Origin of the sequence: Aquirufa originis, assembly GCF_042714495.1 — a bacterium.
GTDB lineage: Bacteria > Bacteroidota > Bacteroidia > Cytophagales > Spirosomataceae > Aquirufa > Aquirufa originis.
Genome location: NZ_JBBKXY010000003.1, coordinates 472,489 through 485,602, shown reverse-complemented (window position 1 = coordinate 485,602; position 13,114 = coordinate 472,489). Strand labels below are relative to the sequence as shown.

The following is a 13,114-nucleotide window of genomic DNA, read 5'->3' as shown; positions in this document are numbered from 1 at the left end:
TTTTCTTGATAAATCAAAATTTGGTCTTCAAAAGGCCAAATTTTGATTTTTTTATTTACCTTTTCGAGATATAAACAAATCCATGGAAGTACATCACCCACATCATCCACCCAAAAGTCTCAAGGATTATGCTAGTGAATTCATTGTCATATTCGTCGCTTTAACCTTGGGTTTTTTAGTTGAAAACCAGCGCGAACATTACATCGAAGGATTACGCGAAAAGGAATTAGCTAAATCTTTATTGAAAGACCTCGCTGCGGACTCCGTAGACTTCAAAGAATTCCAAGAACTCCGAATCATCGAACGAAAATCGGTTAATCAGGCCATAAAAATCCTTGAAAATCAAGGCCTAAAACCCACCGACACGACACTCTACTATCACTTTATTCGAGGAGTTTTCATTTGGCGACATCCTGAATTTCGTCAAGCAAATCTAGATCAAATCATTAGCTCGGGTTCTCTTCGCTATTTTAAAAACGACACCTTGGCAAAAGCTATCTCAGATTTGAAAATGCAATTAAAGCGCATTGAATACCGACAGGACCGCGAAAAGGAATATTTCTATGCCAATATTCAGCCATGGGTGGTGAATCATTTAAATCTAGCACATGTCGATGCACATCGGAATGGCTTAGCAAGGAGTAAAATGATGGCTATGTTGGAGAAAAACCAAAGTTCTGCACCTGGCCAACCCTTTTTTCTAGAGACAAATCAGCCAGATTTAAATCACAAAACCGCCAATATGCTTCGCGGTAGCGACTGGCTCATGAATGTCACTGAGACGGGCTATTATAAGTCCTACAAAGCGAAAAGTTACCAACTACGTAAATTAATTGAATCTAATTTCCCTGAATCAAACTAACATGGAAGTACATCACCCCCATCACGCACCTAAGAATTGGAAAGAATATTTCAGCGAGTTTTTTATGCTGTTTTTAGCGGTTACCCTTGGATTCTTCGTTGAAAACTACCGGGAACATTTCATCGAACGTGCCCGTGAAAAAGAATTCCTGAGCCTAATTGCGAAAGACATCCAAATGGATATTTCGATGGTTGACTCGAATTTACATTACCGAAATATTCGCGCCGACATCAGTAAGCAATTCACCCAAAACTTTACCAAAGACGAATACAAAAAAGATTCCGGGCCATTCTATTATAACGGTCGGCGCCTGCACGTCCGCTACTTATTCGAACGAACAGATGCGGGATTCCAACTCATGAAAAATGCAGGAGGATTACGGCTCATTCATAATCCTAAAATCATTCAAGCCATCCAACATTACGAAAATTCGATTTCGGCGATTGAGAAATTCCAAGAAGGGGAAATGAATTACTTACGTGAATATTCCAAAGCCAATGCAGAGGTCTTTGATGTAAAAATCCTCATGAAATATGCAGGCAGCAACGTAAGCAACTATACGTCAAATTTAATCCCACAGGGCAACCCTCCCCTATTAACCTATGACCGGGCAAAAATCAATGTCATGATGGCCCAGTTTTTTGCCATGGATAAAAGTAATTATGTGGTAATGCATTTTGAAGAGAAATTAAAGAAGGAAGGGCAAGATTTAATCGAACTCATTGAAACAGCTTTGTAACATGAAACCACTTTTAATCATGCTGCTCGTATGGAGTTCGCATTTGTTGGCAGCCCAACAAACCCACATCGTCCTAGATTCAATTCATTCAAACGTATTATATGAGTCCAGAACCTTTCGCGTTTATCTACCTAAAGAAATCATAGACAAAAAACAAAAACAAGCACAATATCCTGTCCTTTATGTCCTCGATGGAGATGATAATTATTTGGCAATTTCTGGGATGATGCATTACCTCACGGAGGTCAATGGCAATCGCATATTCCCCAAAATGATTGTCGTTTTTATTAACAATACGAATCGGACGCGCGACTTGACTCCTTATCGGGTTAATGCCTCCGCGATGTTACCCAAAGCCATGGCTGAGGTAACAGGTGGTGCTGAAACATTCACTCAGGTCATCGAAAAAGAAATCATTCCATATATAAATGCCAAATATCCCACGAGCCCATACCGAGCGTTAGTAGGCCATAGTTTCGGGGGAATCTTTGCGCTGTCTATTTTACAGAAGCACCCAGATTTATTCGATGACTACATCGTGATAGATCCAAGTCTTTGGTATGACGATGGTCGGTTTTCAAAAAGTGTTTTGCAAACAATTCAAGCAGGAAAACTAGGGAACAAATCTTTGTTCATTGGCCTAGCCAATACAACGAATGAACCGAATCTGAACAAAATGCTGGCTAGCAAGGCGCCATTTTCAGTCCACGAAAAAAGCATTTTACGTTTCTGCCAAAAGCTAAGTCATTCCAATTCCATGCTCTTTAGTTATCAATATTATCCAAACGATGACCATGGATCGGTTCCATTTGTGGGGGTATACGATGGACTTCGTGCGATTTTCAAGGCCCATCAATTGTCCTATTACGAAGTGGTTAAGCCAAATTTTGATCCCGAAAAACGGATTAAAACCTACTATAATAACTTGTCAGCGAAATTAAAAACCCCACTGCAAATTAGTCCAGAAGAACTCGAATATTTCGACCTGTTTTATTCAATTAATCAAGATCAGAAAGGCCAAAAAAGGCTACGTATTTATTACAAAAAACTGTATCCAAATAAATACGACGAGTGGTTAAAAAAACACTAAACAAATTTCTTCAAAAAGCCATTTCCTAGAAATGGCTTTTTTTATGCACGACTGTCTACAAAATTGAACCCTAGGGTCTATTTCTCCCCAATCGCCGCGCCCTTAATTTTGTACATCAACATTATTTAAGGCAGAGTTACTCAAAACTTCTTCTTTAACTGGCGAAAAATGAGGAAAATTTACAACCTGTTACACATCGTTTGCTTCTTTTTTATTCAAACGAATACGGCTCAAACAGAGTATCGACTAACCCCTCACATTCAAAATTTCAAATCAATTACAATTAAAAGTAGCCGATTGCCTCTACACATGAGTTTATTGGCTTTTACAGTACTACTCGCTAGTCTAGGGATCCATCAATCGCAAAGTAGAAATCGTAAAAAACTAAGTTGGTTATGCGATCCAGAACGCAAGTTACTTGACCATTTACTTCAACATAGAGACCAAAATATAACGACAATCGATTTAAATGAACTTTTAAATTGCGCTAAAAAGTCACAAGAAAGCCAAAGAAGAATCAGGCACCTCGTTATTAACCGCATCAATTTCCATTTAGAATTTAGGTTTAAGATCAAAAATGCCATAGAACGATCCCCATCAGAAGAAGACAAACGCATGTTTAATTACCACCTTAAACCAGGGATAGAAGACCAGATTAAATCCCTTCTGCATCCTTAAAACCAAGTTTAACGGCGAATCATTTTCATAGAAATCAGGGTAGAGTATATCGTTTATTTTACCTATTTTGGAGAAATAAACCTCCAACCTATGAAACTAATTGCCTTATTATTAGGCCTTTCCACTCTCGTCAATGCGCAAAGTTTATTAAAGGACGCAGTCTCTTTCCGTCTAGGGGCCTCTGTTAATCCCAGAATGTTAGTGGAAAACGAAGCCTATAGAAATATCGCCGGCAATGAATTCACGAGCATGACCGCGGAAAATCATATGAAAATGATGCTGATTCATCCAGCAGCGGATCGCTTTGATTTTTCCAAAGGCGATGAAATTGTGGCTTTCGCAGCGAAGACGAGCAAGAGAATGCACGGCCATACCTTGGTTTGGCATAATCAAGTTCCACAGTGGATGAAGGATTTTCAGGGCGACCAAAAAGCCTGGGAAGACCTATTAAAAAACCATATTCAGACGGTCGCTACGCATTATCAAGGCCAGGTTTCCGGGTGGGATGTCGTAAATGAATCCTTCTTAGATGATGGTAGTTTGCGGCCGTCACTTTGGGCAGATCATATCCCAGATTATATCGCCAAAAGCTTCCAATGGGCACATGAGGCAGATCCCAATGCCATTCTATTTTACAATGATTACGGCCAGGATGGACATCCCAAAAAGATGCAAGCCATTCTTGATCTAGTGGCTGACCTAAAAAAGCGTCAAATTCCTATTCACGGATTAGGCTTGCAAATGCACATTAATGTGGATTCGAAACACACAGAAATCGCAAGGGTAATGGAGCAATCCGCTCAGACAGGGCTAGCGATTCATTTTTCGGAGTTAGACATCGCTGTTAATCCGAAGAATAATCCGGAGTATATCTATGAAGCAAGTGCTCAAAATGAATTATTCGCCTTCGTTTTCAAGGCCTATCGTGCCATTCCGGCTAAGCAACAATATGGCATCACGTTTTGGAATGTTTCAGACAAGGATACTTGGCTCCGAGGTTATTTCAAACGACCGAAAGAATATCCCCTTCTGTTTGACGATAATTATGCCAAAAAATCTGGCTACCCCAGCCTTATAAATTCTTTAAAAACGCCAAACTAAGTGGAACCTGAGCGCGTGAATTCGAATTTTCGTCTTCTAAATAATAATACTTGATAGCTGATTTGCGAGCTTGTTTCAGGATTTTCTGAACGGCAATTTGGCCCGTTCCTAATGGCACATCATTTTCTGAGGAAGTCTTCACGTCGAGGCCCACTGGAATCCCTTTCTTTAAATCTTTCACGTGCATTAACCTGAAACGATTCGGATATTTCTTTAGATAAGCCAGCGGATCTTGTCCAAATTGATGTACCCAAAGGATGTCTAGTTCGAAAGAAACATAGGCGGGGTTCGTCTGTTGGATCAAATAGTCATACATTGTTTCATTTTGATAGGGAGTGAAATCATAGCCGTGGTTGTGGTAACTGAATTCAATTCCATTTTCCCTTAGTTTTTGGCCTACCCTATTGAAATCCTTCACCGCAACGGCTGCCTGCTGAATGGTAAATTCTCCTTTGTGCGGAATCATGCCTACTCGTACAAATTCAGCACCTAGAGTCTTCGCATTTTGAATTACCTCTTCCGTTTTATTGGTCAAAGCATCATAATAAACGCCATAACTGGTACAAACCATCCCACGCGCATCCAATAATGCCCTCATTTCAGCGGCCGTTTTACCGAACAGATTTGAAAACTCGATATTCCGAATCCCCATCTCTTTAATGAAGTCCAAAGTACCCGGAACATCTTTGCTGAACTCATTTCTGAACGTAAAGGAAACTACGCCAGGGGTATCTTGTAGGAATTTGCTGAAAGGGATTTGAGCTATAATAAACTGCGATAATAGCAGAAACACGAATAGCATTAACTTTTTCATATTCAATGGTTTAGATTTGAAAGTCAATTTACCTAAATTAGATAAAACAATTTACGTTATGCAAAATAAAACTCGGTGGATTATTCAGGCAACTTCAGGTCTTATCCTCACAGGTAGTGGACTCTCTCTTGCGATAGATGCCGGCCTCACTAAACTCCAAGGTGGCGATTGGTTCTTTTATGGAACTGGCGCATTGGTCATTTTCAATGCAGGGCTCTGTCTAGTTATTGATGCCGCGCGATTTAAATAATTAAAACAATAATTCAACTTTATGGTTTAGATAGTACAATTTTTTATTTCAATAATTATATTGATGCCAACACTTGTATACGATATTGCGATTATAGGTGCTGGAGCGTCAGGATTGCAGCTTTTGTATGAATTGACACAGGCGAATCCTGAACAAAAAATCTTACTCCTTGATTCAGGAGATCGATCGGCAAAGAGTTGGTGTTTTTGGGAAAATAAAGACGCATCCTGTTTTCCCTTTTTAATCGAAAAATCGTGGGATTCAATGCTCTTTAAAACCTCTAAAGGTGAAAGCATCACATCAGAAATTAACCCACTTGCCTACCATTACATTTCTTCAAGTAAATTTTTCACCTACTTTTTCGAGGATTTCATACCAGCGAATACAAACATTACACACCTAAATACGTGGGTTTCTGATTTACAAGAACTACCTACGGTCGTGAAAATTAGCTGTAAAAACGGAAAAACCTACCAAGCTAAAAAGGTGGCTGATTCCAGACCAGCAAAATCAACAGAGCCAGACTTAATCTTCCAACATTTCAGCGGAAAGTTTATTGAGTTTGATGAGCCTATCCTAGATGATACCTGTATGACCTTAATGGATTTCAGTTTACCGGCATCTACTAAAGAAATGGCTGTATTCCATTACATTTTACCTTTTAGTAAAACCAAATCATTAATTGAAACGACCGTCTTTACGCGTTTAGATTATGACAAGGAGGCTTATGAACGGATTTGGCAGGAATACATGTCTCTTACTTATGCAAATCAAAAATACACCCTTCTTTCCAATGAAAACGGTACAATCCCCATGGGAAAGCCTGTTAGAAAAAAGGATAGCGCCATTTTTTCTATAGGTGCAGCTGGCGGAAAAATGAAGTCATCGACCGGATATGCCTTTACGAGAATGCACCAAGATGCCATTCATCGTGCGCAAAATCAAACATTAGTATCTCCGAAAAGATTTCATTTCTATGATACAATGCTGTTGAAAATCATGCAAAAGGAAATGAACAAAATTCCTGAGGTAATGGATCGCTTGTTTGATCGGGTTTCCACTCCATTAATACTTCGATTTTTAGACAACAAAACAACGTTAAGTGAAGAGGTAGGCCTATTATCTCAATTAGATATCCCACTGTTTATTAAACATTTGCTGAGATGAAAAACTACATAGGCGCCCTTATTACCTCGCTTTATGTAGCGGCATATTTCCTGATAGGACCATGGTCTAGCTCCATTGATTTATATATAAGCGGCTTTTTACTGCTTGCCATCGGGATTCCACATGGTGCAGGCGACCACCTAATCGCGGCAAAAATCGCCCAACGAGAAAATCTCACTTTTCATTTACGACCATTTATCGTGTATTACCTGGGTATCATGCTGGCTTATGCGGCACTTTGGTTCGTTTCACCCCTCATCTCCTTTCTTATTTTCATTGCCATTAGTGTGTTTCACTTCGGAGACATGGAAGATGTGCACGAAGTTGAGCCTAAAAATACCTGGATGAATCTAGTAAAGACCCTTTGCCTGGGTTCCGGAATTTTGTCTTTTATCTTACTTAGTCATTGGGCAGAAGCCTTTGAGATTATTTCATCGATGCAAGTTAAAGTGCCACCAAACTTGCCTGAGTTTTTCTTACTTATTAGCCTTTTGTTTTTGATTTTAGGTTTCCAAAAGAAAAACTTTCACCCTTTTTTCAATACTTTTTTTGCTTTAGTTATCGGTTTTTTCCTACCGCTAATTCCCGCCTTTATCTGTTATTTTTCTTGTTGCCATGCCATCACCAGTTTTGAAGGCATGCGAGAGCACTTGAAAATGGAAATATTGGAATTGTACAAAAAAATTATTCCATTCTCTGCAGGCGCCCTTTTACTTGGAATGGTTTATATGAAATTGGTAGCCAATGACTTAGAAGTGTACCCCATTTTCATCTTTCTTTCTTTACTGACGCTACCCCATTTTTTGCTTATGCATAAATTAATAAAATGCCCAAATTGAACAATTTGTACAATTTTAATTTTTTTTTAAATTTTTTTTACAATATTTGAAACAATTGCCGACTACCCTAGTTTAATTAGTATCACTTTAAATCATTAACATTTATGGAAACATTAAACATTTTATTGAACGGCACTCTAGCTGCCGGAGATTACATCGGCTTCACCTTCTTTACAGGTTACATGTCGATGCTTGCTGCTTCGATCTTCTTCATTGTAGAGAGAGGTACTGTAAACGATAAGTGGAAAACATCTCTTTTGATTTCTGCTTTGATCACCTTTATTGCGGCAGTGCATTATTTCTACATGCGCGGTGTATGGTTAGACACTCACGAGTCTCCTACACAATTCCGTTACATTGACTGGACTTTAACTGTGCCGTTAATGTGTATAGAATACTTCTTGATTTTAAAGCCAGCAGGTGCTAAAACAGGAATGTTATCTCGTTTAATCTTTGGCTCAGTAGTAATGCTAGTTGCAGGTTACATCGGAGAAGCAGTAGTTCCAGCTCAAAACGTGATGTGGGGAATCATCTCTACCTTAGGATGGGCACTAATCATTTATGAAATCTACATGGGTGAAGCTTCTAAGTTAGCAGCAGCTTCTTCTAACGAAGACGTGAAAACAGGTTTCAAAGTAATGCGTTGGTTCACATTAGTAGGTTGGGCAATCTATCCAATCGGTTACATGATGTTACCAGGTAACTTGTTATCAGGATTCTCCGGAAACATTGATTTAGCTTACAACATTGCAGATGCTATCAACAAAATCGGTTTCGGCCTAGTTGTTTGGAACATCGCAAAAGGTGCTACAGCAGCAGAAGCGAAATAATATTTGTCTCGGCAATAAGAGAGGGGGCGGTCATCGATCGTCCCCTTTTTTTATGGCCAAAATTTAGCTAGCTTAGTACGTTATAAACCTTCGCTATGCTCACCCCTAAAAAAGTTTCTGATTCAGAAACTACCATTACCGAATTAATGATCCCCGCCTTCGCTAACTTCAGCGGAAAAATCCATGGGGGCACTTTACTCTCCTTGATGGATAAAGTAGCATACGTTTGCGCAGCAAAACACAGTGGCAATTATTGCGTCACAGTAGCCGTAGAAGGGGTGGAATTCTTTAATCCGGTGGAAGTAGGGGATTTAGTCTCGATTAAAGCATCCGTGAATTACGTAGGCAGAACCACCATGATCATAGGCATGCGAATCGAATCCTTAAAGCCAAAAACCGGTGTTGTCACCCACACGAATTCCTGCTACTTTACCATGGCCGCCAAGAACGACGATGGCGAATTGACAGAAGTTCCGGGTCTTATTTTAGAAAACGAAACACAAACACGCCGCTTCGCCGAGGGTAAATTACTCCGAAAACTATCGCTTGAAAAGCGCGAATTATTGAAATCTGACCTAAAAAATATCTACTCCGGCGACATTCGTAAGATGTGCGATGGGGAGAAATGTGAATTGACTTACTAGTATGAAAAAAACCTTCCTTTTACTGTGTTTAGCGCTGAACCTTACAGCCCAAGACGTCATCATTAAAACGTCAAAAGGGTCCATTGCAGGAGTCTACAATCCCGCTACAAAGGTGGAAAAATTCCTTGGAATCCCCTTTGCGAAACCTCCTGTGGGAGATTTACGATGGAAAGCACCTGTGCCCATGGAGTCATGGTCCGGCATTAAAGCGGCTAAAGCCTTTGGCCCTAGTCCGATGCAAGCCAAGCCTGCTCCTTTTGCGTTTTGGTCTTCCGAATTCCTCATTCCAGAATCGCCTATCAGCGAAGATTGCTTGTATTTAAATGTATGGGCGCCGCGTTCGAATAAAGGCAAAAAAGCCGTTTTAGTTTACATTTATGGTGGCGGATTTCGCAGCGGCGGAGCAGCTTGCCCTATTTATGATGGGGAAAATATGGCACAGAAAGACATCATCTTCGTTAGCATCAACTACCGTGTAGGTATTTTCGGATTCTTAGCTCACCCAGCATTAAGTTCAGAAGCTTCCTATGGGGCGTCGGGAAATTATGCCCTATTAGATATGATAGCGGGATTAAAATGGATCAAGGAAAACATCGATTTGTTCGGTGGAGATCCGAACCGGGTAACCATTGCAGGACAATCCGCTGGTGCCTTTGCCGTCAACTTCCTGTGTGCCTCTCCCCTTGCGAAAGGATTATTTCAGGGCGCTATTGCAGAAAGTGGCGCCAGCATGCTTCCTAGTCCATTAAGACCGGCGATTACAAAAAAACAAGCGGAAGATAATGGTCTTGAATGGGCGACGAAGGTAGGTGCTAAGTCACTTGACGATTTGCGCGCTTTATCCGCTGATGCCATTCAAAAAGCAGGAGGAAATGCTTCTCCCTATTCAGATGGCTATGTTTTGCCATTAACAATGCCCGAAATTTATGCCAAAGGTCTTCAAAACGATGTCCCTATTTTAGTGGGTTGGAATTCAGAAGATCGATTGAGCTCTAAAGCGGCAGAACCTGAAGTGTTCAAAGCGACGCTCGAAAAGCGTTTTGGTTCTCGCGGGGTTGAAGTTTTGGCTGCCTATGGGCCTAACGGATCCTTGGATTTAGGACGTGACGAGAGTTTTGGGGTGCAAGTGCACACCTGGGCAAAGACGCAGAACCACCATGGAAAGGCGCCGGTTTACCTGTATAACTTCAACCGAGCGATCCCGGGTTATGATGAATCCACTCGTTTTGGCGCCTTCCACACGGGAGAAGTTCCGTATGCCTATGCTAATTTGCATACAGTTAATCGACCATTTGAAGCAGTAGATACTATTTTAAGCCAAAAAATGTCTTCTTATTGGGTCAATTTCACAAAGACCGGAAATCCGAATGGAGCTGGTTTAGAGGTTTGGCCTACATTTAATTCCACAGACCAAAAAGCCCAAATCCTGGATAAGGTCATCGAGTCAAAAGAATTACCCACGCGTAAAGCATTAGAATTACTTGAAAATTTAAACTAAACCTATTACCTATGAAAAAGTACCCCTTATTAACCTTGCTGTTTGCTTTGATGGCCTTCAGCAGCTTTGCAAAACCCACAGGCACCTACAAAATCGTCGTCGAAGGCTTCGACTGGGGCGCCGGAGTAAACAAAGTCATTCTAGCCTTGAATGACACCACCTCTAAAGTGAATGCGGCAGACTATACCGTTTATGCTAGCCGAAAATTAAGCACAGGCCCTATCGCGGACCAAGACACTAAACGCGAAATCGTTACTGCTTACGTTTCAGATGAAAATGGTGAGCGTGTTAGTACCGGCAAAAATATCACCCTTGTTTTAGCGGTAGGACCTCAATTGCCTATTAGCTCCCCTTTTCAATACCTGAGAAGTAAAGGAAACGTTTGGGTAGATTATTCCTTAACGATCGTACAGCCTAAGACGGGACAAGTTTGGGATACTTCTACGGGCAAAATCATGCCATTGATTGACCAATTTGACCTCACTGGCAAATACGTGTTCAATGATAAATTGACAATGTCATATGCGACCTTCACCCCGAAGGTGAAGAAAGACAAAGCGCCTTTGATCATCTGGCTTCACGGCGGTGGCGAAGGTGGGACGGATCCTACGGTTCCTCTTTTGGGAAACAAAGCAGCCAACTATGCCGCTGAAGGTATTCAATCCATTTTCGAAGGAGCCTATGTATTATCTCCACAATGCCCAGGCGCCTGGATGCACAACACGCAAGGGGTGGGAACACAAGGAAAAGATAACGACATCTACAATGAAGGTTTAATGGCCTTGATCAAGGATTATGTCAAAGCAAATCCAGGCATCGACCCTAGCCGAATTTATGTGGGCGGTTGCTCGAATGGAGGCTATATGGCCTTGAAATTGATCTTCTTGAATCCGGATTATTTTGCAGCAGGCTACATTAGTGCTTTGGCCTATAAATCAGAATACATCTCAGATAGCGATATTCAGAAGATTAAAAACGTGCCTATTTGGTTTGTTCACTCCAAAGACGACAGAACCACCATCCCTGACATTACAGTCGTTCCTGTATTCGATCGTCTTCGCAAAGCAGGTGCAAAAAATGTACACTTTACGTATTACGATCACGTAAACGACATCACTAATTTCTACGGCGGAAAAGGCTTCGAATACAACGGCCACTGGTCCTGGGTTTACCTACATGAAAACCTGCCCAGAACGGATCTAGACGGTTCACCCGTTCGAGTGAATGGCAAGCCGGTTACCATCATGGAATGGATGGCCGCTCAGAAAATAGGGAAATAAGTAAAAAGGACAGCTTTACGTTAATACCTCCTTTTAAAATAATCAAAATGAAATTCACTAAACACCTCTTCCTCCTATTCAGCCTCCTTTTCATAGGCGAAATCAGTGCACAAGCACCTAAAATCGTGGCCGGCATCAATGTCGACCGGGTAAAACGATTAGAAAAATTTGTTCAGTCCGAAATGGATAAGGGAAACATCCCTGGAGCTGTGACTATGATTATTCATAATGGCCAGGTGGTTCACCAAGGGGCTTTGGGATACAAAAACGTTACGACTAAGGCACCCATGACGACGGACGATTTATTTTATATCCAGTCCATGACGAAGCCCATCATCTCCACGGCATTCATGATGTTGTATGAAGAAGGGTATTTTAAATTAAGCGACCCTGTTTCGAAATACTTACCCGAGTTTAAAAACTTGCGCGTCGTAAGAAGTGTAAATGATGGCCCGGATGCTCCTACGGATTCGTTAAAGTCGCAGATCACGATGACACAATTATTAAGTCATAGTGGTGGATTAACGCATGGTTTGGACCAAAACCCTGTTCAAATTCGATTCAGAAATGGCTATTTCAAACCAGGAATTAAAACAATTCAAGAGCGTGTGGCCAATATGACTAAATTCCCCTTATTAGCGCAACCGGGTACGGAATGGAATTATAGCGCTGGACCGGATGTGCTTTGCGTGTTGATCGAAAAGTTCTCAGGAATGAGTGTGAATGAGTTTTTGAAGTCACGCTTATTTGAGCCTTTGGAAATGAAGCATACGGGGTATAATGTGCCTAAAGAGGAACAAGCTAAAATTGTTGCCTTGCACACAAAGGGTAAAAATGGAGCGATTTCTGTGGCTGCGAATCAGCCTCCTTTTGAAAATGTAACGGTTTGGAGTGGCGTGAATGGCTTGTTTTCGACGGCTGCAGATTATGCGACTTTCTGCCAAATGATGCTGGCCGGCGGAACCTATAAAGGGAAGCAATACTTGAGCCGCAAGACCGTGGAACTAATGACCTCCAATCACACGGGTGACTTATTCCCAACTCCAGGAACAGAATGGGGCCTAGGCTTTGCCGTGGTAACCGACGGGCCAGCGACGAAAACTCCGGCGTCAAAAGGATTATTCTATTGGGGAGGTGCGAACAACACCCACTTCTTTATCGACCCGAAAGAAAAGCTAATCGCCTTATTTATGACCCAGGAAAGCAATTTCACCTGGGAATACCATAATAGTTTACGCCAAATGGTTTACCAGACTTTGACAGATTAATACAGAAAGCCGGGCATCGTCCCGGCTTTTTTTCTTGCTCTAGCGCAAGAATTA

At 41.2% G+C, this 13,114-nt stretch carries 13 protein-coding genes; 12 read left to right on the top strand and 1 reads right to left on the bottom strand.

Features of this window, described 5'->3' with window-relative positions:
- Positions 1–82 precede the first annotated feature (82 nt).
- The 4 genes from SKC35_RS10495 (at position 83) to SKC35_RS10480 (ending at position 4,470) form a co-directional block, all read left to right on the top strand.
- Positions 83–862, top strand: coding sequence for a hypothetical protein (locus SKC35_RS10495; RefSeq protein ID WP_377979321.1), 780 nt, complete (start codon positions 83–85; stop codon positions 860–862).
- Position 863: 1 nt separating this feature from the next.
- Positions 864–1,601 carry a hypothetical protein gene (locus SKC35_RS10490; RefSeq protein ID WP_377979320.1) on the top strand — a complete coding sequence of 246 codons (738 nt, stop codon included), beginning with the start codon at positions 864–866 and terminating at the stop codon, positions 1,599–1,601.
- Between the two features lies 1 nt (position 1,602).
- Entirely contained in the window at positions 1,603–2,691 is a 1,089-nt protein-coding gene (locus SKC35_RS10485) for an alpha/beta hydrolase (RefSeq protein WP_377979319.1), read from the top strand.
- Between the two features lie 768 nt (positions 2,692–3,459).
- Entirely contained in the window at positions 3,460–4,470 is a 1,011-nt protein-coding gene (locus tag SKC35_RS10480; protein WP_377979318.1) for an endo-1,4-beta-xylanase, read from the top strand.
- On the opposite strand, the gene SKC35_RS10475 is transcribed toward SKC35_RS10480, so the two are convergent.
- Entirely contained in the window at positions 4,442–5,284 is an 843-nt protein-coding gene (locus SKC35_RS10475) for a sugar phosphate isomerase/epimerase family protein (protein ID WP_377979317.1), read from the bottom strand. The genes SKC35_RS10480 and SKC35_RS10475 overlap by 29 nt on opposite strands.
- A 58-nt stretch (positions 5,285–5,342) precedes the next feature.
- Here SKC35_RS10475 and SKC35_RS10470 point away from each other — a divergent pair, with 58 nt between their 5' ends.
- The 8 genes from SKC35_RS10470 to SKC35_RS10435 all read left to right on the top strand — a co-directional run bounded on the left by SKC35_RS10470 (position 5,343) and on the right by SKC35_RS10435 (position 13,060).
- Positions 5,343–5,534, top strand: a complete 192-nt coding sequence (locus tag SKC35_RS10470; protein WP_377979316.1) for a hypothetical protein — start codon at positions 5,343–5,345, stop codon at positions 5,532–5,534.
- 63 nt (positions 5,535–5,597) lie between these two features.
- Positions 5,598–6,701 (top strand): lycopene cyclase family protein, encoded by a 1,104-nt coding sequence (locus tag SKC35_RS10465; RefSeq protein WP_377979315.1) that lies wholly within the window; start codon positions 5,598–5,600, stop codon positions 6,699–6,701.
- A complete protein-coding gene (locus SKC35_RS10460) occupies positions 6,698–7,540 on the top strand; it encodes a Brp/Blh family beta-carotene 15,15'-dioxygenase (RefSeq protein ID WP_377979314.1) in 843 nt (280 codons plus the stop codon). Before SKC35_RS10465 ends, SKC35_RS10460 begins: the two co-directional genes overlap by 4 nt.
- 104 nt (positions 7,541–7,644) lie before the next feature.
- Positions 7,645–8,370 (top strand): bacteriorhodopsin-like, encoded by a 726-nt coding sequence (locus SKC35_RS10455; RefSeq protein ID WP_223131335.1) that lies wholly within the window; start codon positions 7,645–7,647, stop codon positions 8,368–8,370.
- A 95-nt stretch (positions 8,371–8,465) separates the two neighbouring features.
- Positions 8,466–9,014, top strand: a complete 549-nt coding sequence (locus tag SKC35_RS10450) for an acyl-CoA thioesterase (protein WP_377979313.1) — start codon at positions 8,466–8,468, stop codon at positions 9,012–9,014.
- Between the two features lies 1 nt (position 9,015).
- The gene (locus SKC35_RS10445; protein ID WP_377979312.1) at positions 9,016–10,512 is read left to right on the top strand and encodes a carboxylesterase/lipase family protein; all 1,497 of its coding nucleotides are present in this window, start codon (positions 9,016–9,018) and stop codon (positions 10,510–10,512) included.
- A gap of 11 nt (positions 10,513–10,523) precedes the next feature.
- Entirely contained in the window at positions 10,524–11,792 is a 1,269-nt protein-coding gene (locus SKC35_RS10440) for a prolyl oligopeptidase family serine peptidase (protein WP_377979311.1), read from the top strand.
- A 47-nt stretch (positions 11,793–11,839) separates the two neighbouring features.
- On the top strand, positions 11,840–13,060 hold the full coding sequence (locus tag SKC35_RS10435; protein WP_377979310.1) for a serine hydrolase domain-containing protein: 1,221 nt from the start codon (positions 11,840–11,842) through the stop codon (positions 13,058–13,060).
- Positions 13,061–13,114: the final 54 nt, after the last annotated feature.

Excerpts from the sequence above, each read along its gene's own strand:
- SKC35_RS10460 (WP_377979314.1), top strand. The coding sequence starts at position 6,698 with ATGAAAAACTACATAGGCGCCCTTATTACCTCGCTTTATGTAGCGGCA.
- SKC35_RS10455 (WP_223131335.1), top strand. The coding sequence starts at position 7,645 with ATGGAAACATTAAACATTTTATTGAACGGCACTCTAGCTGCCGGAGAT.
- SKC35_RS10435 (WP_377979310.1), top strand. The coding sequence starts at position 11,840 with ATGAAATTCACTAAACACCTCTTCCTCCTATTCAGCCTCCTTTTCATA.
- SKC35_RS10445 (WP_377979312.1), top strand. The coding sequence starts at position 9,016 with ATGAAAAAAACCTTCCTTTTACTGTGTTTAGCGCTGAACCTTACAGCC.
- SKC35_RS10480 (WP_377979318.1), top strand. The coding sequence starts at position 3,460 with ATGAAACTAATTGCCTTATTATTAGGCCTTTCCACTCTCGTCAATGCG.
- SKC35_RS10490 (WP_377979320.1), top strand. The coding sequence starts at position 864 with ATGGAAGTACATCACCCCCATCACGCACCTAAGAATTGGAAAGAATAT.
- SKC35_RS10475 (WP_377979317.1), bottom strand. The coding sequence starts at position 5,284 with ATGAAAAAGTTAATGCTATTCGTGTTTCTGCTATTATCGCAGTTTATT.
- SKC35_RS10440 (WP_377979311.1), top strand. The coding sequence starts at position 10,524 with ATGAAAAAGTACCCCTTATTAACCTTGCTGTTTGCTTTGATGGCCTTC.
- SKC35_RS10450 (WP_377979313.1), top strand. The coding sequence starts at position 8,466 with ATGCTCACCCCTAAAAAAGTTTCTGATTCAGAAACTACCATTACCGAA.
- SKC35_RS10470 (WP_377979316.1), top strand. The coding sequence starts at position 5,343 with ATGCAAAATAAAACTCGGTGGATTATTCAGGCAACTTCAGGTCTTATC.
- SKC35_RS10495 (WP_377979321.1), top strand. The coding sequence starts at position 83 with ATGGAAGTACATCACCCACATCATCCACCCAAAAGTCTCAAGGATTAT.
- SKC35_RS10485 (WP_377979319.1), top strand. The coding sequence starts at position 1,603 with ATGAAACCACTTTTAATCATGCTGCTCGTATGGAGTTCGCATTTGTTG.
- SKC35_RS10465 (WP_377979315.1), top strand. The coding sequence starts at position 5,598 with ATGCCAACACTTGTATACGATATTGCGATTATAGGTGCTGGAGCGTCA.